Below are 20,024 nucleotides of genomic sequence, written 5' to 3' on the forward strand. Positions count from 1 at the left end.
GGTGATCAGCACGATGGTCGTGAGCAGCCGGGCGACCATAACCTTCATCATCCCCACGCCTCCACGTCGACTTGTGGGGTTCACGCTACAGAAGTCGGCGTGGGCGCAAGGGCGGAGTCGGAAATCGCAAGCAAAGCGTAATCATGCCACTACTTCACGCGACGATTCGCGGCCCATTCGACTGTTTTCTTCACCCCGGTCGGCAGGTCGGTGCGCGGCTGCCAGCGCAGCCCGTCGTGGGCCGGCACCGGATCGACCGCCATCGCCGGCAGATCGCCGGGACGCGGCGGCGCGAAACCCGGCTTGTCCTGGGCGCCTGCCGCGTCGGCGATGAGGGAGTGCAGGCGGCGGTCGGTGGTCTGGATGCCGGTGCCGAGGTTGAACCTGCGCCCGTTGCCCTCCGCGCCGCACGCCCTGACGAAGCCGTCGACCACGTCGTCGATGAAGACGTAGTCGCGGGTCTGGGTGCCGTCGCCGTAGAGGACCGTGGGCGTGCCGTTGAGCAGCGCGTCGGTGAAGATCGCCACCACGCCCGCCTCGCCGTCGGGCGACTGCCGCGGGCCGTAGACGTTGGACAGCACCAGCGTGGTGTATTCGAGGCCGTAGAGAGCGCGGAACGTGGCCAGGTAGATCTCGCCGCTGAGCTTCGAGGCCGCGTACGGCGAACGCGGGTCGGTCGCGGCGTCGGCCGGCACCGGGATGGTGGCGGGGCGCCCGTAGACGGCCACGGACGAGGCGAACACCACCTTGCGCGTGCGCCCCTCGTGGGCCGCGGTCAGCACCGCCGCGATGCCCTCGACGTTGAGCCTGGCGTCGTGCACCGGATCGGCCACGCTCTTGCGCACGCTGATCTGCGCGGCCAGGTGACAGACCACCTCAGGCTGCAGCTCGGTCGTCAGCGCGACCAGCGCGGGATCGCGGATGTCCATCTCGTGCAGGGTGAAGCGGTCGTGCGCCGCCGCGCCGGCCAGGTTTTCCCTCTTGCCGGTGGACAGGTCGTCGACCACGTGCACCTCGTGCTCGTCCGCGAGCAGACGATCGACGAGATTCGACCCGATGAACCCGGCACCCCCGGTGACCAACACGCGCATGGGGTGAATCTTAGTCGGCCAGCTCCGAACGCACCTGCTCGATGCGGGCCAGCACCTTGGAGCGCAGGTCCGAGGGAACGGGGTCGCAGCCGCAGTGTTTGGCCACCAGCGCCTTGACCGCCTTGTCCAGGTCGTATTCCTTCAGGCACGGGCTGCACTCGTCGAGATGAACCCGGATGTCGGCCACGTCACCCTCGGTCAGCTCGCCGTCGAGATAGGCGTAGACCTTGTCGAGCACCTCACGACAGTCGGTGTCGTGCGCGTTGCCACAGCTCATTTCGATCCCTCCGCCGGGACCAGGCCACGCTCGCGAGCGTAATCCTCAAGGAGGCCCCGCAGCTGCCTGCGTCCCCTGTGCAACCTCGACATCACGGTCCCGATGGGGGTGCCCATGATGTCGGCGATCTCCTTGTAGGGGAAGCCTTCGACGTCGGCCAGGTAGACCGCGATCCTGAACTCCTCGGGCAGAGCCGCCAGAGCCTGCTTGATGTCGCCGTCGGGGAGGTGTTCGAGCGCCTCCACCTCGGCCGACTTCAGGCCGCTCGACGTGTGCGACTCGGCCCTGGCGAGCTGCCAGTCCTCGATCTCCTCCGTGCCCGACTGCTTCGGCTCCCGCTGCTTCTTGCGGTAGCTGTTGATGAAGGTGTTGGTCAGGATCCGGTAGAGCCACGCCTTGAGATTCGTGCCCTGCTGGAACTGGTGGAAAGAAGCGAACGCCTTCGCGAAGGTCTCCTGCAGCAGGTCCTCCGCGTCCGCGGGATTTCGGGTCATCCGGAGCGCGGCGGAGTAGAGCTGCTCGAGATACGGCATGACGTCGCGCTCGAATCGCTCGCTTCGCTGCTCCAGCGTCTCCGCGCCTGTCGCGGGCACCGGACCCACCCCCCTAAGATCACCGGTGGCCGGCTGTGGCGGAACACCGTACTCAGGGGAGGATACCCGCTGGCCCGCGACCAGTCGGTCAGCGGGCCGGGGTTCGACCAATGTGAGCATGCTCGTCGCAACACGCCCGCGCCCTTGTCTGTTCCCGCAAGATAGAAGGTACGAAGGACCCGGTGCGGGGAACGTCATACGTACCGGCTGGTAGCCCTTTTTCCGGAACCCAGGAGTCGCGTGTGCTGCCCATTCCGGCCGAGGAACTGAACGGCTCAGGGACGCTCGGGCCGTACTGGACCTTCTACCGTGCCGTAGCCGCCGAACAACTCAACCGATGGCTTCCCGCCGACCCCTCCGTGATCCTCGACCTCTCCGGCGGCCGCGGGCGCTGGTCCGGCCAGGCCGCCAGGGCCGGGCACCGGGTGATCGAGGTGATCGACTTCCGCAGGACCCTCGACGGCTCCCGCCTGCGCGACGCCGACCGGGTCCGCCACGTACGCGCCGACGACCTGTCCTTCCTGCCCGACGCGAGCGTGGACGCGGTGCTCGCGGAGGAGCGGGTGATGTCGATCGAGCTGATGGCCGAGTCGGCGATGAGCGACGTGGCCCGCGTGCTGCGTCCAGGCGGGCGGGCGCTCGTGTGCGTCGACTCGCTGGTGCTGGGCATGGCGATCCTGGCCGAGCAGGGGCAGTGGCAGCACCTGCGCCAGACCGGCGAGGTCATGCTCGTGCCCTGGCCCGACGGCAGCATCACGCGCTGCTTCAGCAGCGGGCAGCTGCGTGAGCTGCTGGTGGGGGCCGGGCTCGAAGTGGAGTGGATGCGGCCGCGCACGGTGCTGTCGCCGTCGACGGTTGACCACGTGCTCGGGTCGGACTCGCGCGCGCTCAACTACCTGGTGCGCACGGAGCTCGACGCCCATCCCGACGACGACGACACGGTCGGCATCCACCTGGTCGCCAGCGCCCGCAAGACCTGACCTCCCACGACGAACGCTGTGCCGCCGTTCTTCGTGTCCGGCGGCTCGCGCTTCGTGCGGGGGCGGTTCGCATGCGCTCGGCGACGACCCCTGTGGTCAGCGGCGGCGGCCCTTGCCCTCACCCATCAGCCCGCCAGGCCGTCAGCGGCGGCGTTCCCGCTTGCCCTGGCACTGCACGCAGCGCGCGGCCTCAGGGCGGGCCTCCAGGCGCCCCTCCGGCACCTGCCTGGCGCAGTCGACGCATCTGCCGTACACCCCCTCCTCGACGCGCTTGATGGCCTCGACGACCGCCTGCCGCTGTGCGGTGGCCACGGTCAGCATGGCCTGTGCGCGGTCGTTGTCGGTCAGGTCCGAGCCGGCGTCCGCCGCGGAGTATTCGCGTACGGCGACGGGGTCGCCCCGCAGGACCCCAATCGAGCGGTCCAGCTCCACGAGCATGTCTTCCAGCCGCTCACGAGCGGTCGTGACGTCCACGAATCCGCACCTCCGGGTGAATTAAGGGCAACCCGCGGCTAGGACTCCCCGGATGTCCCGCCCGGTGCAATTAGGGGGCATTTTGGCGGTGACTCCGAGTAAACGGATGCATCGCTTTCCTCACCGGATGCCCACTTAACGCGCCTCTTACACCTTTAGAAAAGCGCGGTTTCCTCCTCCTCGGGTAGCGGTTTGATGAGGTCGGGGCCATTGTTCCGGACGCTGTTCACATCCGTGGAGACCGCGTACGCGGTGAGCCGCCCCGACTCGGCCGGCACCAGCAGCCCGGCGGCCCGGGAGGTGTCGGTGAGCTTGGGGTCGAGCCACTCGGACCAGCGCTCGCGCTCGATCATCATGGGCATCCTGTCGTGGATGCGGCCGAGCTGGTCCTCCGCGTCCGTGGTGATGACGGTGCAGGTGACGAGCCACTTGAGCGGGTCGTCGTCCTCGCGCGAGGGGTCCTTCCAGAACTCGTACAGGCCCGCCATCGCCAGCACCCCGCCGTCGGCGGGATGGATGAAGTACGGCTGCTTCTTCTTCTTTTCTCCCTCGACGGGCATCCACTCGAAGTAACCGTCCGCCGGCAGCAGGCATCTGCGCTTGGCGAACGCCTGCCGGAACGACGGCTTCTCCGCCAGCGTCTCGGCCCTGGCGTTGATCAGCCGCGAGCCGATCGACGGGTCCTTGGCCCAGGCCGGCACCAGGCCCCACTTCACCACCCTGAGCTGCCGCACCGCCCGCTCGGCCTCCTTGGGCACCCGGCTCAGGACGGCGTAGACGTTCTTGGTCGGGGCGACGTTGTAGTCGGCGCCGAGCTCCTTGTCGGGCTCGGCGTCCTGCTCGACCTCGAACTCCTCAAGCAGCTCGTGCTTCTTACGCGCCGACGCGTATCTACCGCACATGTCCCCACACTGCCACGTCCGGGTTTCGATCGCGTGTTTGGGCACGCGCACCCGACACGCCCGGACGAGGTCCACCCGACGCCCCAGAACCAGGTCCACCCGACACGCCACGGCCAGGTCCACCCGATATAGAGGGGCCGTCCACCCGACACGGCAGGCGACGTCCACGTGACCCACCTGGCAGGTCCGCGTGAACCACGGGGCGACGTCCATCCGACATGCCGAGGGACGGCCATCCACAGGCCGCAACAGTGCGACAGTCGTTATCCACAGGCTGTGACCCCCGCCCCGCCACGGCCAGTACTCTTTGACCATGCCCGCTCCGCACTGGCCCGCACCGGTGGCGACCGCTCCGGTCACCGCCACCGTCCCGCTGCCCGGCTCCAAGTCGGTGACCAACCGCGCGCTCCTCCTCGCGGCCCTCGCCGACGGCCCGGGCATCGTGCGCCAGGCGCTGCGCAGCCGCGACGCGGACCTCATGGCGTCGGCCCTGCGCTCGTTGGGCACGACCCTGATCCCGACCGGGGAGAGCGCGGCGGGGGCCGACTGGCAGGTGACCCCGGGCCCCATCCGCGGCGGCGCCCACATCGACGTCGGCCTCGCGGGCACGGTCATGCGCTTCGTGCCGCCGATGGCCGCGCTCGCCGACGGCCCCGTCTCGTTCGACGGCGACCCGCATGCCCGCAAGCGCCCGATGGGCCCCATCCTCGACGCCCTGCGCGCGCTCGGCGCACGCATCGACAACGACGCGCTGCCGTTCACGATCAGCGGCCCGCTGACGGGCGGCGAGGTCGTGCTCGACGCGTCCGGCTCGTCGCAGTTCGTCTCGGGCCTGCTGCTGACGGCTGCCCGGTTCGAGAAGGGCGTCGAGATCCGCCACGTGGGCCCGCCGGTCCCCTCGCAGCCCCACATCGAGATGACCGTCGAGATGCTCAGGGCGGTCGGCGTGGCGGTCGACGACAGCGAGCCCGACGTGTGGCGGGTGGCGCCCGGCCCGATCGCGGCCAGAGACATGACGGTGGAGCCCGACCTGTCCAACTCGGCCCCGTTCCTGGCGGCGGCCCTGGTGACGGGCGGCACGGTGACGATCCCCGGTTGGCCCCTCACCACCACGCAGGCGGGCGACGCCCTCCGCGACCTGCTCACCCAGATGGGCGCCGAGGTCACCCGCTCCACCGGCTCCTCGACCTCTCGCTCCACCGACCCCTCCGCTACGGATGCGGCTTCGTCCAGGACGGGTGCACCGGCGGCCACCGGCTCCGGCGTCACCGACCTGGTGGTCAGAGGGACAGGCGTGATCACCGGCATCGACACCGACCTGCACGAGGTGGGCGAGCTGACCCCGACGATCGCCGCCCTCGCCGCACTGGCGACCACGCCCAGCCGCATCCGGGGCGTCAGCCACCTGCGCGGCCACGAGACCGACCGGCTGGCCGCACTCGCCACCGAGATCAACCGCCTCGGCGGTGACGCGGAGGAGACCGAGGACGGCCTGATCATCCGCCCCCGCCCGCTGCACGGCGGCACCTTCCACAGCTACGCCGACCACCGCATGGCCACGGCCGGCGCGGTGATCGGCCTGGCCGTCCCCGGCGTCGAGGTGGAGAACATCGTGACGACCGCCAAGACCCTGCCGGAGTTCGTCCAGATGTGGACGGCGATGCTGGACGCCCGATGAGCACCGCTCACCCACGCCCGACCAGGGCCGACACTCGCCGGCCCGCGAGCGCTGGTTTTACCTTGGACACGCCGGGCACAGCGGAAGAGGGCGGCGGCGCGTGAAACGGCGCTGCCCGCATGACGATGAACAGACGCACCAGCACGACACCGCCACCCGCCCAGCCCCGGCTGGCATCCGCCTCAGCACCACCAGCCCCACCGATCGCCACACCAGCTCCACCTACCGCCACACCACACCCACCGACCACACCGGCCGGCACATCGCCACGCCAACCAGCCACCCAGGCTGGCACGTGGTCGCGCCAACCGGTCATACGGGCCGGCACGTCGTCACGACAACCAGTCACATGGGCCGGCACGTCGCCCCGCCGACCCGTCGCCCAGGCCGGCACATCACGTTCACCACTCGCACTGGGCCTGACACCGCCACCACTCACGCCGGGTCTGACACCGCTCTCACCGAGAGCGCAGCAGAGCACGCCACGTTCCCCGGCCACACCAGCCAGGGCATCACGCTCATCAAGCGCACAGCAGAGCACGTCACGCGCACCGGCCGCACACCTGAGCAGGTCCGTTCGCGGGCCCCAGGTCAGCCCAGCGCACTCACCGATCGCACCGGACGGGACACCACACTCACCGGTCAGGCGCAAGCTCAGCACCGGCCCTACCCACCGACGCCATCAGGCCAATCAGCCGCCATGAAGCCGGTCAACACGGAACCGACCGCCACAGAACCGATCAGAACCGAACAACCGGCCACCACTGAGCAGGCCGGCACAGAGCCGATGGGCACTGAGCCGATGAGCACTGAGCCGATGAGCACTGAGCCGGGCACCGCAATGAGAGGAAGCGAGCGCATGGGAGCAGACCGCTGAGCAAGCGGGAATACGACGAGGACGACGTACGGGTCAGGCCGGGCAAGGGCTCCAGGCCCCGGACCCGGATTCGTCCTGCGCACGAGGATGCCGTTGAGGGGTTCGTGGTGGCCGTCGACCGCGGCCGCTACACCACGCTGATCGAGCCGGAACGCCCGAAGGGCTCGGCCCAGAAGCGCAAGCCGCCCCAGCGCCGGCTCGTGGTCGCCATGAAGGCGCGCGAGCTGGGCCGTAAGGGCATTGTCGTGGGTGACCGGGTGGCACTCGTGGGAGACGTGTCGGGCCGCCCCGACACCCTCGCCAGGGTGGTCAGGGTGGAGCCGCGCACGTCCATGCTGCGCCGCTCGGCCGACGACACCGAGGACACCGACGGCATCGAGCGCCCGGTCGTGGCCAACGCCGACCAACTCGTCATCGTGACCGCGTTGGCCGACCCGCCGCCCAGGCCCCGGATGATCGACAGGATCCTGGTGGCCGCGTTCGACGCCGAGATCGACGCCCTGCTCTGCCTCACCAAGTCCGACCTCGCTCCGCCCGACGAACTGGTGGCACAGTACGAACCGCTGGGCGTGGCGCACGTGGTGGTGCACAAGGGCGGCTCGCTCGACGAGTTGCGCGACCACCTGACCGGGCGCATCAGCGTTCTGGTCGGCCATTCGGGTGTCGGCAAGTCGACCCTGGTCAACGCACTGGTCCCTGACGCCAACCGGGCCGTCTCCCAGGTCAACGCGGTCACCGGCCGCGGGCGCCACACCTCCACCTCGGCCGTGGCCCTGGAACTGCCGGAGGGCGGGTGGATCATCGACACCCCCGGCGTGCGCAGCTTCGGCCTGGCCCACGTCTCGGTGGAGACCGTGCTGGCGGCCTTCCCCGACCTGATCGAAGGCACGGTCGACTGCCCGAAGGGCTGTACACACCTCGGCGAGGGGTGCGCGCTGGACACACTGGTGGCGGAGGGCAAAGCCGACCCCGCCCGCCTGAGGTCCCTGCGCCGCCTCCTGTCCAGCCGCGACGGCACCCCGGACGACTCACCCACGACGCGCCGCGAGCCCGTACCGGACGAGATCTCCTGATCTTCCCACGAGATCTCCTGCACCCCGCACGGCCCCGATCAGTGCCAGCACGACACGGGGTCGAGAACGACACGGGGTCGTCCACGAGGTCGTCGTCGATGTCCCGTAACCCCTTCATGCCGTCCCGCCGACCGTTCACTCCGTCCCACGGAGTCCCCCGTCATCGCCGCCTCCGCCCCGCGATCGGGGACCCGGCGGTCGACGGTCCGGCGGTGGGCGGCCTCTCGATCGAAGGACCTGCGGCCGAGTGCCCGGCGATCGGGTCGACTGCGCTGCGGCCGGAAACCCGTGGTCGGCGGACATGTCGAGCGATCGGGTACGCCACGAACAAACGCGTCCAGCAGTTGGGGCACGTCTCCCGCAGACCACGCAAGACGATCGGGTAGCACCGCCCGCAGACCACCCTGGGCAAGCGAGTCACCCCGCCCGCAGACCGCGCCAGGCGACCCGACCACAACACCCGCAGACCACGAAAGACGGCCGGGACCGCCCCGCCAGACACTCAACACAAGCCGACCAGATCACGCCACCACTGACCGGTTCGGGCGTAGGGTCCACGTCACCGTCAGATCCGCGACCGCCACCCCGTCCTCGTTCGTCAGCGACACCGCCACGTCGAACTCCGGCCGCTCCCCCGCGTCCAGCCGCCCCACGACCTCCCCCCTCCCCGCGAGCAGCCGGGCCTCGGCCCGGATCTCGCCCTTGGCCACCTTCCGGTACGCGATGGTGGCCGTGGTGGGCAGTGGTGTGGCCCGGCTCAGCTGGTCGCCGAACAGGGACAGCACAGCGGCCCCAGACGCGGACTCGGCGAGGGTGAAGAGCACCCCCGCATGCGGCCCGCCCACGTGGTTGCGCAGGTCCTCATGGTCAGGAACGCGGCAAATCGCCACACCTTCTTCCACCGAATCGAAAACAAGCCCCAAAGTGCGGGCAAAGGGGACCGTTTGTAGCAGGAGATCACCGATATCTAGCGACATGCTGGACATGCTACTGGCCAGTAACTGAAACGAGAGTTACCAGAAAAGGAGCGTCTGCGACTGATGCTCCGTATATCCGACACGGTAGCGTGGGCGATCGTGCAGGGTTACTCGGATGATCTTCGACTCGCTCACGTCATGGCGGACGCCGCCGATGACCTGACCATGCGACGGTTCAAGGCGGTCGACCTCAAGGTCGAGACCAAGCCCGACCTGACGCCGGTCAGCGACGCCGACCGCGCGGTGGAGGAGGCCATCCGGGGCACGCTGCGCCGCGCCCGGCCGCGCGACGCGGTCGTGGGCGAGGAGTTCGGCAAGACCGGATGGGGCGCCAGGTCCTGGATCATCGACCCCATCGACGGGACCAAGAACTACGTGCGCGGCGTGCCCGTCTGGGCGACGCTGATCGCGCTCATGGAGTACGGCAAGGTCGTCGTCGGCCTGGTGTCGGCCCCCGCCCTCGGCCGGCGTTGGTGGGCGGCGGCCGAGGACGGCGCGTGGACCGGCAAGAGCCTGACCAAGGCCACCCGCATGCGAGTGTCGTCGGTGTCGACGCTTGAGGACGCCTCGTTCTCGTACTCAAGCTTCGGCGGCTGGGAGAAGACCGGCAAGCTGGACAACTTCCTCGACCTGAGCCGCTCATGCTGGCGCACGCGGGCCTACGGCGACTTCTGGTCGCACATGATGGTCGCGGAGGGCTCGGTGGACCTGTCGGCCGAGCCCGAGCTCTCCCCCTGGGACATGGCGGCACTCACGGTCATCGTCGAGGAGGCCGGCGGCGTCTGGACCGACGTCGCCGGCGTGAAGGGCCTGGAGGGCGGCAGCCTCGTCTGCACGAACGGCGTCCTGCACACCGACGTCATCGACCGCCTCAACGGCACCGTCGTCAAAGGCTAGTCACGCGCGAGGCGGGAGCCCGCGACCGGCCTGCCACCGAGCGGCAGAACGCGAGAGGCGATCAGCCGCCGACCCGCCGTGGCAAACGTGAGGCGGTCTCAGCCGCCCTGGCGTGAACGCAGCACGCGCTCAGCCCTCGATCGGCGGTGACCCCTCCGCCGCCGAGCGGCGGCCGGCTCGCGACCGGATCGCCACCGTGGCGGCGTTCAGCTCGTGTTCGTCCTTGACCGTCACATTCCCCTCGTACGTCACCCCCTCCGGCGGGTTCTCGTGCCCGATCGGATCGGCGTCCCAGACGTTCCCCCGGAAGACCACGTTCTCCAGCGGCGGCGCCACGTGCAGCACGGCCGTGTTGTCGGCCCGGACGACGACGTTCTCCTCCAGCGTCACCCAACTGGCCCCGTAATCGGCATAAAGCCCGAAGTTGTACGGCGTCCGCACGTCCTCGATGACGTTCCCCCGCACCACGGCCCCGCCGGCCGCCGAATCCCCCTGGGGCCCGGACAGGTAGACGCCCCCGCCGTCGGCCAGCACCTCCAGGGTGCTCACGGTCAGGTTGTGCAGGATCCGCGTCCCCTCCCCCGGCCCGGCCACGATCCCGCAGTGAGGCACCTTCGTGACCTCGTTGTGCGCGACGACGCAGCCGCGGGTCCCGGTGACGGCGATCCCCGGCGACCCGCTGAACTCCAGCCCCACCTCCCGCACCAGGTTGTCCACGATCTCGGTCCCGTGACTGCCGCTCACCACGACGCCTCCCGCGGACAGCGTGTCGAACGAACAGCCGCGCACCACGAGCCCGTCACCTCCCGTGACCCCCAGCCCAGAAGCCCCGAGCCGGGTGAACCGGCAGCCCTCGATCCGCGCGGCGTCGGTGTCCTCGAACGTCACACAGGCCGGAATCGTGACGGAAGACGAGGGATACGTAACGGAAGCTCCCTCTCCTAGGTGCGCGACCTCGACGCCGCCGCCCTCGTAGTAACCGCTGCCGTGGTAGTGCGGGAAGCCCTCGGGCCGGCCGGGCCGCAACCACGTCGCGTCGGCGAACACCAGCCCCTCGAACGCCACCCCGCGCGCCCCCGAAACGCTCATCAGCGTCTCCAGGACCGGCGCCACCACCCGCGTACGCGCCGGATCCTCACCGGGAAGGGGCAGGTACAGCAGCACGTGCGCGCCCGGCCGCGACCGGTCGAGCACGAAGGTGCCCGGCTCGCGCAGGAAGGCGGGGTCGTTCTCGATCCGCGTGGGCAGGCCGGGCCCGGCGTTGGTGACGCCCTCCCAGGTGGAGTTGTACAGCTCGCCCGCCAGGCCGAACCCGGGCTGGGCCATGGTGATCACCGTCGAGCCCCCGTCGGCCGACGCCTCCGCCATGCTCAGGCGCGCCTCCGTCCAGGGATAGACGCCCCGGTAGACGAACTCGGCCCCCCGCCAGGCGCGCGGCTCCGCGCTGTCGGTGACGTAGCCGGTCGCGGTCGCGACCGCCTCCCCCGGCAGTCCGGGTACGGAGGCCCGCGGGGCCCTGCGGCCGTCCACGTAGAGCTGGCGGGTGTCGAGGTCGCCGACCTCCGCCCGCCAGACGCCATCGGCCTCCTTCCAGCCGGTGATGACCCGGCCGCCGCTGACGACGGCCTCCTCCCGCTCGGGTGTGCCGTACCCGTACGCGCGGTAGACGGTCCCCGAATCGGCTTCTGTGAGCTCGAAGGGCCGTGCGAGCACGTGGGTCCCGCCTCTGAGGAGCACCACGACCTCCCCGCTCACCTGTCTGGCCGCGGACCTGGCGCGTTCGAGGGTGGCGAACGGACGCTCGGCGGAGCCGGGCCAGGAGTCGTCGCCCGCCGGAGCGACGTGGAATGGGAACAAGACAGCCGCCTTTCGATGTTTATGCCGTACACGAAGTAGTACACCATAAACTGAGACGGTGCCAATGACACGGGATCCGGACGACGGCGTCGAGCTGCTGTGGCGGGAGAAGGAGCACGAGCCCCGGCGCGGGCTGACCACGGGCCGGATCGTGCGCGCCGCGGTCGAGCTGGCCGACGCCGAGGGGCTGGAGGGCCTGTCGATGCGCAAGGTCGCCGACCGGCTCGGTTTCACGACCATGTCGCTCTACCGCCACGTCCCCGGCCGTGAGCAGCTCATCGAGCTGATGCTCGACGAGGTGATGGGCGAGCATCCACGGCCCCAGGAGGGGGAGGCCGGCTGGCGCACCCGGCTGGAGGCGGTCGCCAGGCAGGCGTGGGAGCTGCGCCGGCGGCATCCCTGGATGGCCGAGGTACGCGGCACCCGCCACGTGCCGGGCCCCAACGGCGTCGCGCATTACGACCGCATGCTCGCCGCACTGGCCGGCACGTCGCTCAGGCCGTCCGAGGTGATCGCGGCCATCGCGCTGGTCGGCCGCTTCGTGGACGCCGAGGCCCTGGTCCTGGTCGAGACCCAGCGCGAGGAGCGCCGCAGCGGCGTGTCCGAGCAGGAGTGGTGGGGCGCCCGCGAGTCCCTGTACGAACGCCTCGACCGCTACCCCACCCTCACCCACCTGTGGGAGAGCGGCGGCTGGGACCACCCGGAGGACTCCTTCGAGTTCGGCCTGGCCCGCGTCCTGGACGGCATCGAAGCCCTTATGAACAAGCGTGACGAAACCCGTGACGACAGTTGCCAGGAATGCGGCACCCCGCTGGAGCCCGCTCCCTCGGGCCGCCCCCGCGTCTACTGCTCGCGAGCCTGCCGCCAGCGCGCGTACCGCAACAGAAGACGCCCCTGACCGCTCACAGCGAAAGCACCCGCCGCACCGCCCGCATCAGGCTCTCCCGATACCCGCCCCCGTACAACACCACGTGCACGAGCAGCGGATGCAGCTGATGCAGCGGCACCCGCTCCCGCCACCCCTCCGTCGGCGGAAACTCCTCGCGGTAGGCCCCGAGCGCCCGATCCAGGTACGGCAGCCCGAACAGGTCGAGCATCGCCAGATCGCTCTCCCGGTGCCCACCGTGCGCCGCGGGATCGATCAGCACCGCGCCCCCGCCCGACCACAGCACGTTCTCGCTCCACAGGTCACCGTGGATCCGGGCGGGCGCCTCCGCCGGCCCTGACACCTCGGGCAGACGCTCGACGACCCGCTCGACCAGCGCGACGTCCGCCGCGGGCAGCCGCGCCACGCGCAGGAACGGCAGCACCCGCCGCTCCCCGTAGAAGGACGGCCAGTCGGGAGCGGGTGAATTGTCCATCGGCAACTCGGCGATGAACCCCGGCCACGGCGCTCCGAAGCCCTCCGCCCCCGCACGGTGCAACCGCGCCAGCGCCCGGCCGAACCGCTCGGCGGCCCCGGCGGACGGCGGCTCCTGGCCTACCCAGGACAGCACGAGCCGGTCGGGACCCACCTCGATCACCTCGGGCACGGCGACGGCCTCGCCCAGCCAGCGCAGCCCGGCGGCCTCCGAGGCGAAGACCTCGGAGGCGTTCCCACTCTTGGCGAACACCTCGCGCCCGTCGTCCAGCACGCCCCGCCGCAGCCGCCACCCGTGCGACGCCCCGAGATCATCAGTGATCCTCATCAGCCGAGCTCCTCCGCGATGTGCTCGGCCACCCCCTCCGAGGCGTCCCGCACCAGCGAAAGCACCTCCTCGAACCCCTCGCTCCCCCCGTAGTACGGATCCGGCACCTCGGCCCCCTCCTCCGCCTCCGGATCGAACGAGCGGTACAAACGCACCTCCACCCCGGCCGGAGCCAGCCTGCGCAGATTGGACAGATTGTCCCGGTCCATCGCGAGGACCAGGTCATAACGGTCGAACCAGTCCTTGGTGAACTGCCGGGCCCGATGCGCGGAGCCGTCGTAGCCGTTCCTGGTGAGGATCTCCAGAGCGCGCTCGTCCATGGGATCGCCCACGTGCCACCCGCCGGTCCCCGCGCTCTCGACGGTCACAAGCCCGCCCAGGCCGCGGGTTTCGAGCGCCTGACGGAGCACCGCCTCAGCCATCGGCGAACGGCAGATGTTCCCCATGCACACCACGCATACGCGATAAGTCATGGCTCCCATCATGAGGGTGACCTGGTGCGTTCACCGAACGTTCACCCTGGTTGGGGGGTCTGAGTCACCTTCGCTGCATAACTTTCGAGGCGACTAAGGACCAAGTGGGAGGACCCAACCGTGAAGTATGCAGGCCGGCTCGCCGCCGTCGCCGTCGTCGGCGCGCTCTCGCTCGCTGCGTGCGGCACAGACAACAACGCGGGAGCCGCGGGCACCAGCTCCGCCAGCGCGCCCGCCGCCGCGGGCAACGACAACGCTCTCAGCGGCTCGATCAACGCCGCGGGCTCCTCGGCCCAGGCCAACGCGATCACCGAGTGGACGAAGAACTTCACGGCCGCCAACCCCGGTGTCACCCTCAACTACCAGCCCAGCGGCTCGGGCGCGGGCGTGCAGGCGTTCATTCAGGGCACGGTCGCCTTCGCCGGCTCCGACTCGGCGCTGAAGGAAGACGAGCCCGCGCAGGCCGACGCCCGGTGCAAGACCGGCAAGGCGATCAACATCCCCATGGTGACCGGCCCCGTCGCGGTCGTCTACAACCTGCCCGGCGTCGAGGGGCTGCAGCTGTCGCCCAAGACGCTCGGCGGCATCTTCAACAGCACGATCACCAAGTGGGACGACGCCGCCATCAAGGCCGACAACCCCGACGCGAAGCTGCCCTCCACCCCGATCCAGGCCTTCCACCGCTCGGACGAGTCGGGCACCAGCGACAACTTCACCAAGTTCCTCAAGGCCACCGCCGAGTGGCCGCACGAGCCGGCGAAGGCGTGGCCGGCCGAGGCCAAGGGCCAGGGCGCCAAGGGCTCCGACGGCATCGCCTCCTCGGTCAAGGACACCGAGGGCGCGATCAGCTACGTCGAGCTCTCCTACGCCGAGAACTCCTCGCTGCAGAAGGCGAAGGTGGCCAACGGCGCCGGCGAGTTCGTCGAGCTCACCCCGGAGAGCGCGGCCAAGACGGTCGAGACCGCCGAGATCAAGGGCACCGGCAACGACCTCGCCCTCTCGATCGACTACGCCACCAAGACCGCGGGCGCCTACCCCATCGTCCTGGTGACGTACGAGATCACTTGCGAGAAGGGCCTCGCCGCGGAGGAGCAGAAGATCGTCAAGAGCTTCCTCACCTACACCGCCAGCGACGAAGGCCAGGCAGCGCTCAAGGAGCTGGGCTACGCCCCGCTCGCGGGCACACTGCTGACGAAGGTCCGGACCGCCGTCGAGGCGATCTCCTGACCCCATGACGACCAACGTACGCACCCGTGACGGCGGGCCGGCCACGAGCCGGTCCGCCTCGCGGCGCAGCCACGGTGAAGGCCCGTTCCGCTTCCTGTCCACGGCCGCGGGCGTCGTCCTGCTGGGGATCATGGCGGCCATCGCCGTGTTCCTCATCAGCGAGGCGATCCCGGCCCTGCGGGCCAACCAGGCGAACTTCTTCACGGAGCTCACCTGGGACCCCAACGGCCAGCAGGTCTTCGGCATCGCCGCCCTGGCCTTCGGCACCGTGCTCAGCTCCGCGCTCGCGCTCGTCATCGCCACCCCGATCGCTGTGGGCGTGGCCCTGTTCATCTCGCACTACGCGCCGCGCAAGCTGGCCGCGCCGCTCGGCTACCTGATCGACCTGCTCGCCGCCGTGCCCAGCGTCGTATACGGACTGTGGGGGCTCGCGTTCCTGGTGCCGCTGATCAGGACGCCATCACAGTGGCTCAACGAGCACGTCGGCTGGTTCCCGCTGTTCGCCGGCGAAGGCGCCATCGGCGGCAAGACCATGATCGCCGGATCGATCGTGCTGGCCATCATGATCCTGCCGATCATCGCGGCCATCTCCCGCGAGGTGTTCCTCCAGGCTCCGAAGATGAATGAGGAGGCGGCGCTCGCCCTCGGCGCCACCCGCTGGGAAATGATCAGGATGGCCGTGCTGCCGTTCGGCCGGCCGGGCGTCATCAGCGCCGCCATGCTCGGCCTCGGCCGCGCCATGGGCGAGACCATCGCGGTCGCCCTGATCTTCCCCGCCACCTTCGACATCACCTTCCAGATCCTCACCCCGCACGCCAACAGCATCGCCGCGAACATCGCCAACGGCTTCGGCGAGGCCACCCAGATCGGCCGGGGCGCGCTGATCGCCTCAGGTCTGGTGCTGTTCGTCATCACCCTGCTGGTCAACATGGGTGCGCGCCTGATCATCAACCGCCGCAAGGAGTACGCGAGGGCCGGCGCATGAGTGCGATCCAACACATCTCCACCAGCCGCCGGATCAAGGACCGGGTCGTTCAGGGCCTGGTCTATCTGGCATTCGCGCTGGCACTGGTGCCGCTCATCTCGGTGCTCTGGCTGGTGATCTCCAATGGTCTGCCCCGGTTCGACCTGGAGTTCCTCACCCACTCCATGAACGGCATCGGCGCCAGGGACGCCGGCGGCGGCGCCTACCACGCCATCATCGGCACCCTCCAACAGGTCCTGCTCGCCTCCGTCATCTCGGTGCCCGTCGGCCTGCTGACCGCCATCTACCTGGTCGAATACGGCAACAACGGCCGGCTCAGCCGGGCCATCAGCTTCTTCGTGGACGTCATGACCGGCGTCCCCTCCGTCGTCGCCGGCCTGTTCGTGCTGGCGTTCTGGATCCTGTTCCTCGGCTTCTCCTACTCCGGCTGGGCGGGCGCGCTCGCGCTGTCGATCCTGATGATGCCGACCGTGGTCAGGTCGGCCGAGGAGATGCTCCGGCTGGTGCCGGTCGACCTGCGCGAGGCCTCGTACGCGCTGGGCGTCCCCAAGTGGCGCACCATCGTCAAGGTCGTGCTGCCGACCGCGTTCACCGGCATCGTCACCGGCGTCATGCTGGCCGTGGCCCGCGTCGCGGGCGAGACGGCGCCGCTGCTGATGACGGTGTTCTTCACCAACTCCATCAACAACGACCCGTTCACCGGGCCGCAGATGGGGCTGCCGCTGTTCGTCTTCGACCAGGCGGCCCGCCCCAACGACACCGCGATCGACCGGGCGTGGACCGGCGCCCTCACGCTCATCCTGATCGTCATGCTGCTCAACCTGGTGGCGCGCCTGATCGCCTGGTGGCGCTCGCCCGCCAGGGGCCGATAGGGGGTTATCAGCACAATGTCCAAGCAGATCCAGGTCTCGGGTCTCGACGCGTACTACGGCTCGCACAAGGCGATCGAGGACGTGTCCATGACCATCGAACCCCGCTCGATCACCGCGTTCATCGGCCCGTCCGGCTGCGGCAAGTCGACGTTCCTGCGCACGCTCAACCGCATGCACGAGGTGATCCCCGGCGCACGCGTGGACGGCAAGGTGCTGCTCGACGGCGAGGACCTCTACGCCGGCACGGTCGAGCCCGTCTCCGTGCGCCGAATGATCGGCATGGTCTTCCAGCGCCCCAACCCGTTCCCCACGATGTCGATCTACGAGAACGTGGCCGCGGGCCTGCGCCTCAACGGCCGCGTCAGCAAGTCGCAGACGGACGCCATCGTCGAGGAGTCGCTCAAAGGCGCCAATCTCTGGAACGAGGTCAAGGACCGCCTCAACAAGCCCGGAGCCGGCCTTTCCGGCGGGCAGCAGCAGCGGCTCTGCATCGCCCGCGCCATCGCGGTCAAGCCGCAGGTCCTGCTGATGGACGAGCCGTGCTCGGCTCTCGACCCCATCTCCACCCTGGCCATCGAGGACCTGATGGCCAAGCTCAAGGACGAGTTCACCATCGTCATCGTCACCCACAACATGCAGCAGGCGGCCCGCGTCAGCGACAGGACCGCGTTCTTCAACCTGGCCGAGCAGGGCAAACCCGGCAAGGTCATCGAGATGGACGAGACCTCGCGCATGTTCACCAACCCCTCGGAGAAGGCCACGGAGGACTACATCACGGGGCGCTTCGGCTGATGACCCGACAGCAGGCGGCATCCACGATGAACGGGGACACGAGGACCAAGCCCGTGCTGCTCATCGCCGACCCGGACGACTCGGTCGTGGAGGACGTGGCCACGGCCCTCGAACTCGAGGGCGTGGCCGTCACAGGAGCGCCCGACGGCGCACAGGGGCTGCTGCAGGCGGGAGCCCTCAGCCCGGACGTGGTGCTCGTCTCGGCCACGCTGCCGGTCATCGACGCGGTCGAGTTCGTCCGCGCCGTACGGCTGGCGCGCGCCGTACCGGTGCTGCTCGGCGTCGGCGAAGGGCATGCCGAGCAGGCGCTGCGCGCACTCGCCGCCGGGGCGGCCGCCTGCGTCGCCAGGCCCTACCGGGTGCCCGAACTGCTGCCGTTCATCCAGGCCGCCTCGCCCGAGTCACGCAAGGTCCTGGCCGTCGGCGGGGTCGAACTGGACGTCCATGCCTACCAGGTACGCGTCGCCGGGCGCGCCGTACACCTGCCGCTGCGCGAGTTCGAGCTGCTCCAGTACCTGATGCGCAACGCCGACCGCACGGTCACCCGCGAGCAGATCATGCGGCACGTCTGGCACGCCGCCGCCAACACCTCGACGAACACCATCGCCGTGCACGTCAAACGCCTGCGCGCGCGCCTGGGCGACGAGGACGACCAGCTCATCCAGACCGTGCGCGGTGTCGGCTATCGGCTGGTCACGCCCGGCAGTCACGGAAGTCACGCATGATCCGCTCCACCACGCCCTCGACCGTCGCCACGCCGTACGCCACCTCGGGGCTGCCCTCGGTGAGTACGGCGAGCGCGTAGTCGCGGCCGTCGCCGTCCGTGATCAGCCCCACGCTGATCACGGCCCAGCGCTTGGTGGAGACCCGCTTGAGCCAGCCGTTCTTCAGCGCCACCCGCTCCCCGGCGCAGGCGGCGGCGCTGATGCCCCAGTTCTGCCCGTCGACGACCTCGCCCATGAGCCTCCGCACCTGCTTCCGGTCACCGGCCTTGAGCGGGCTTCTGCCGGACACCAGCGCCGCCATGAGCCTGACCTGGTCGTCGACGGACGTCCTGGTGATCCCCCAGCAGTAGAGATCGACGCACTGCCCCGGGACGCCGACCGTGTGCTTCAACCCGAGCCGCCTCCCCGCCCGGTTGAACCCGTCCGCCCCGCCGATCCGCGTCCAGAGCCGGTCCGCGGCGTGGTTGTCGCTGTAGCGGATCATCATCTCCGCGTCCCGCCTGACCTCCGCCGGCAGCTTCTTCCATGGGGTACGCAGCAGCAGCGCCACGAGGATCTGCACCTTGGCCGTGCTGGCCGTGATCAGCCGTTCGCCGGCGTGGTAGCGGTAGACCCGCCCGGTCGCCAGGTCCTTGACCATGGCGGTGACCGGCCCCGGCCGCCCTCGCAGGAAGCGATCCAGCCGCGCCGAGACCCGCTCGGCAGAGACCCCGGGCACAGCCTCCCTGCTCACGCTCGCCACGGCCATGTTGCCCTGACCATCCGCGCCGACCCCGCCCCGAGCGCCGACGCCGATCCTGGCCAGACCGTCTCCGGCCGTTCCGGCCAAACCGTCGCCGGCCGTCCTGGCTCGCCCCAGCTCGGGCCCCGGCAGCACGTCACGCCTCGTTCCGGCCTCTTCGGGCACCGCGCCCCGCATGCTCTCGGCCTTGGGCACGGCGGCGACGCTGATCCCGGCCGGCTCCTGCGACCTGTTCACCGGCACCAGCGGCAGGATCAGGGCGAGCACGACGACCAGCCGCAGTATCGCCTTCGCCACGGCCGCGACCACGTGATCATTATCACGACATATACCAACACGCCGCTAGAGCGTCCCTTGTGGGAGCTCCGGGTTGCTTCGGGCAGGGCCCGGCAGGGGCGACGGTCTCTGTGGGAGAAGATGCGTCTCGGTGCCGTCAGTGACGCCGGCTCGGTGACCGCTGCGGTGACCCGCCACGTTGACCGTTGCGGTGGCCGCTGTGGCGGCCACGCAGTTCTAGGGAGCACTGCTGCGGTGGCCGCGCGATTCCGTCGCCGACTCGCCCCTCCCGAACACCTCGTCGCGTTCGCGCGGCCGCCACACCCCGCGGGAACTGCGACGGCTGCAGAAGACCATCACCGACGACGAGAACACCCGCCACCTTCGCCGCCGCCCTCCAAAGCCCCGGAACAGCCCGAGAACAGCCTCGGAAGACCGGACACCAGGAAAAGGGTCCGGAAACGCAAGAAGAGGGCCCCGACACCCACAACAGGTGTCGGAACCCTCTCCTCCAAAGATTGTCCGGCGGTGACCTACTCTCCCACACCCTCCCGAGTGCAGTACCATC

20 protein-coding genes are annotated in these 20,024 nt (G+C 69.9%); 10 read left to right on the forward strand and 10 right to left on the reverse strand.

Annotation, left to right across the window (positions count from 1 at the left end; translation table 11 throughout):
* Window positions 1-149: 149 nt before the first annotated feature.
* From ABFX54_RS32305 to ABFX54_RS32315, 3 genes are read right to left on the reverse strand one after another with little or no spacing between them, the layout of a single operon-like run.
* The gene (locus ABFX54_RS32305) at window positions 150-1,091 is read right to left on the reverse strand and encodes an NAD-dependent epimerase/dehydratase family protein (RefSeq protein WP_346110362.1); all 942 of its coding nucleotides are present in this window, start codon (window positions 1,089-1,091) and stop codon (window positions 150-152) included.
* 10 nt (window positions 1,092-1,101) lie between these two features.
* Window positions 1,102-1,368: a mycothiol system anti-sigma-R factor gene (gene rsrA / locus ABFX54_RS32310; protein ID WP_346110363.1), complete on the reverse strand. Its 267-nt coding sequence runs from the start codon at window positions 1,366-1,368 to the stop codon at window positions 1,102-1,104.
* The gene (locus tag ABFX54_RS32315; RefSeq protein WP_043624264.1) at window positions 1,365-1,970 is read right to left on the reverse strand and encodes a sigma-70 family RNA polymerase sigma factor; all 606 of its coding nucleotides are present in this window, start codon (window positions 1,968-1,970) and stop codon (window positions 1,365-1,367) included. The genes rsrA and ABFX54_RS32315 overlap by 4 nt, the downstream gene beginning before the upstream one ends.
* 233 nt (window positions 1,971-2,203) lie before the next feature.
* Here ABFX54_RS32315 and ABFX54_RS32320 point away from each other — a divergent pair, with 233 nt between their 5' ends.
* Entirely contained in the window at window positions 2,204-2,941 is a 738-nt protein-coding gene (locus ABFX54_RS32320) for a class I SAM-dependent methyltransferase (protein ID WP_346110364.1), read from the forward strand.
* A 141-nt stretch (window positions 2,942-3,082) separates the two neighbouring features.
* On the opposite strand, the gene ABFX54_RS32325 is transcribed toward ABFX54_RS32320, so the two are convergent.
* Together ABFX54_RS32325 and ABFX54_RS32330 are read right to left on the reverse strand one after the other, a co-directional pair.
* The gene (locus ABFX54_RS32325; protein ID WP_106252150.1) at window positions 3,083-3,415 is read right to left on the reverse strand and encodes a TraR/DksA family transcriptional regulator; all 333 of its coding nucleotides are present in this window, start codon (window positions 3,413-3,415) and stop codon (window positions 3,083-3,085) included.
* Window positions 3,416-3,570: 155 nt separating this feature from the next.
* On the reverse strand, window positions 3,571-4,317 hold the full coding sequence (locus tag ABFX54_RS32330) for an SOS response-associated peptidase (RefSeq protein ID WP_346110365.1): 747 nt from the start codon (window positions 4,315-4,317) through the stop codon (window positions 3,571-3,573).
* A gap of 313 nt (window positions 4,318-4,630) precedes the next feature.
* Here ABFX54_RS32330 and aroA point away from each other — a divergent pair, with 313 nt between their 5' ends.
* Entirely contained in the window at window positions 4,631-5,995 is a 1,365-nt protein-coding gene (gene aroA / locus ABFX54_RS32335) for a 3-phosphoshikimate 1-carboxyvinyltransferase (RefSeq protein ID WP_346110366.1), read from the forward strand.
* Window positions 5,996-6,868: 873 nt separating this feature from the next.
* Window positions 6,869-7,945, forward strand: a complete 1,077-nt coding sequence (rsgA, locus tag ABFX54_RS32340) for a ribosome small subunit-dependent GTPase A (protein WP_346110378.1) — start codon at window positions 6,869-6,871, stop codon at window positions 7,943-7,945.
* A 521-nt stretch (window positions 7,946-8,466) separates the two neighbouring features.
* Here the strand turns inward: rsgA and ABFX54_RS32345 are convergent.
* Entirely contained in the window at window positions 8,467-8,931 is a 465-nt protein-coding gene (locus ABFX54_RS32345) for a DUF4442 domain-containing protein (protein ID WP_346110367.1), read from the reverse strand.
* A 90-nt stretch (window positions 8,932-9,021) separates the two neighbouring features.
* On the opposite strand from ABFX54_RS32345, the gene hisN reads away from it, so the two are divergent.
* Window positions 9,022-9,819: a histidinol-phosphatase gene (gene hisN / locus ABFX54_RS32350; protein WP_346110368.1), complete on the forward strand. Its 798-nt coding sequence runs from the start codon at window positions 9,022-9,024 to the stop codon at window positions 9,817-9,819.
* Window positions 9,820-9,948: 129 nt separating this feature from the next.
* Here the strand turns inward: hisN and ABFX54_RS32355 are convergent, their stop codons facing one another.
* On the reverse strand, window positions 9,949-11,676 hold the full coding sequence (locus ABFX54_RS32355) for a right-handed parallel beta-helix repeat-containing protein (RefSeq protein ID WP_346110369.1): 1,728 nt from the start codon (window positions 11,674-11,676) through the stop codon (window positions 9,949-9,951).
* A 64-nt stretch (window positions 11,677-11,740) separates the two neighbouring features.
* On the opposite strand from ABFX54_RS32355, the gene ABFX54_RS32360 reads away from it, so the two are divergent.
* Window positions 11,741-12,574 carry a TetR/AcrR family transcriptional regulator gene (locus tag ABFX54_RS32360; RefSeq protein ID WP_346110379.1) on the forward strand — a complete coding sequence of 278 codons (834 nt, stop codon included), beginning with the start codon at window positions 11,741-11,743 and terminating at the stop codon, window positions 12,572-12,574.
* 4 nt (window positions 12,575-12,578) lie between these two features.
* On the opposite strand, the gene ABFX54_RS32365 is transcribed toward ABFX54_RS32360, so the two are convergent.
* Complete coding sequence (locus tag ABFX54_RS32365; protein WP_346110370.1) at window positions 12,579-13,364, reverse strand: fructosamine kinase family protein; 786 nt, start codon at window positions 13,362-13,364, stop codon at window positions 12,579-12,581.
* Window positions 13,364-13,837, reverse strand: coding sequence for a low molecular weight protein-tyrosine-phosphatase (locus tag ABFX54_RS32370; protein WP_346110371.1), 474 nt, complete (start codon window positions 13,835-13,837; stop codon window positions 13,364-13,366). The genes ABFX54_RS32365 and ABFX54_RS32370 overlap by 1 nt, the downstream gene beginning before the upstream one ends.
* A 120-nt stretch (window positions 13,838-13,957) precedes the next feature.
* On the opposite strand from ABFX54_RS32370, the gene pstS reads away from it, so the two are divergent.
* From pstS to ABFX54_RS32395, 5 genes are read left to right on the forward strand one after another with little or no spacing between them, the layout of a single operon-like run.
* A complete protein-coding gene (gene pstS, locus ABFX54_RS32375; protein WP_346110372.1) occupies window positions 13,958-15,064 on the forward strand; it encodes a phosphate ABC transporter substrate-binding protein PstS in 1,107 nt (368 codons plus the stop codon).
* A 4-nt stretch (window positions 15,065-15,068) separates the two neighbouring features.
* Window positions 15,069-16,049: a phosphate ABC transporter permease subunit PstC gene (gene pstC, locus ABFX54_RS32380; protein WP_346110373.1), complete on the forward strand. Its 981-nt coding sequence runs from the start codon at window positions 15,069-15,071 to the stop codon at window positions 16,047-16,049.
* On the forward strand, window positions 16,046-16,921 hold the full coding sequence (pstA, locus tag ABFX54_RS32385; RefSeq protein ID WP_346110374.1) for a phosphate ABC transporter permease PstA: 876 nt from the start codon (window positions 16,046-16,048) through the stop codon (window positions 16,919-16,921). The genes pstC and pstA overlap by 4 nt, the downstream gene beginning before the upstream one ends.
* Window positions 16,922-16,936: 15 nt before the next feature.
* Window positions 16,937-17,713 carry a phosphate ABC transporter ATP-binding protein PstB gene (gene pstB / locus ABFX54_RS32390; RefSeq protein ID WP_346110375.1) on the forward strand — a complete coding sequence of 259 codons (777 nt, stop codon included), beginning with the start codon at window positions 16,937-16,939 and terminating at the stop codon, window positions 17,711-17,713.
* Window positions 17,714-17,739: 26 nt separating this feature from the next.
* Window positions 17,740-18,438: a response regulator transcription factor gene (locus ABFX54_RS32395; RefSeq protein ID WP_346110376.1), complete on the forward strand. Its 699-nt coding sequence runs from the start codon at window positions 17,740-17,742 to the stop codon at window positions 18,436-18,438.
* Here ABFX54_RS32395 and ABFX54_RS32400 read toward each other — a convergent pair.
* Complete coding sequence (locus ABFX54_RS32400) at window positions 18,407-19,489, reverse strand: serine hydrolase (RefSeq protein WP_346110377.1); 1,083 nt, start codon at window positions 19,487-19,489, stop codon at window positions 18,407-18,409. The two genes, ABFX54_RS32395 and ABFX54_RS32400, sit on opposite strands and share 32 nt — an antisense overlap.
* Window positions 19,490-20,024 lie beyond the last annotated feature (535 nt).

It is taken from the genome of Nonomuraea maheshkhaliensis, assembly GCF_039529435.1.
Lineage (GTDB): Bacteria > Actinomycetota > Actinomycetes > Streptosporangiales > Streptosporangiaceae > Nonomuraea > Nonomuraea maheshkhaliensis.

What these genes read in the sequence shown, in the direction of transcription:
- ABFX54_RS32365 (WP_346110370.1), bottom strand. Translation starts at nt 13,364, where the DNA reads ATGAGGATCACTGATGATCTCGGGGCGTCGCACGGGTGGCGGCTGCGG.
- rsrA (WP_346110363.1), bottom strand. Translation starts at nt 1,368, where the DNA reads ATGAGCTGTGGCAACGCGCACGACACCGACTGTCGTGAGGTGCTCGAC.
- pstB (WP_346110375.1), top strand. Translation starts at nt 16,937, where the DNA reads ATGTCCAAGCAGATCCAGGTCTCGGGTCTCGACGCGTACTACGGCTCG.
- pstA (WP_346110374.1), top strand. Translation starts at nt 16,046, where the DNA reads ATGAGTGCGATCCAACACATCTCCACCAGCCGCCGGATCAAGGACCGG.
- aroA (WP_346110366.1), top strand. Translation starts at nt 4,631, where the DNA reads ATGCCCGCTCCGCACTGGCCCGCACCGGTGGCGACCGCTCCGGTCACC.
- ABFX54_RS32345 (WP_346110367.1), bottom strand. Translation starts at nt 8,931, where the DNA reads ATGTCCAGCATGTCGCTAGATATCGGTGATCTCCTGCTACAAACGGTC.
- ABFX54_RS32360 (WP_346110379.1), top strand. Translation starts at nt 11,741, where the DNA reads ATGACACGGGATCCGGACGACGGCGTCGAGCTGCTGTGGCGGGAGAAG.
- ABFX54_RS32330 (WP_346110365.1), bottom strand. Translation starts at nt 4,317, where the DNA reads ATGTGCGGTAGATACGCGTCGGCGCGTAAGAAGCACGAGCTGCTTGAG.
- pstC (WP_346110373.1), top strand. Translation starts at nt 15,069, where the DNA reads ATGACGACCAACGTACGCACCCGTGACGGCGGGCCGGCCACGAGCCGG.
- ABFX54_RS32370 (WP_346110371.1), bottom strand. Translation starts at nt 13,837, where the DNA reads ATGACTTATCGCGTATGCGTGGTGTGCATGGGGAACATCTGCCGTTCG.
- ABFX54_RS32395 (WP_346110376.1), top strand. Translation starts at nt 17,740, where the DNA reads ATGAACGGGGACACGAGGACCAAGCCCGTGCTGCTCATCGCCGACCCG.
- ABFX54_RS32305 (WP_346110362.1), bottom strand. Translation starts at nt 1,091, where the DNA reads ATGCGCGTGTTGGTCACCGGGGGTGCCGGGTTCATCGGGTCGAATCTC.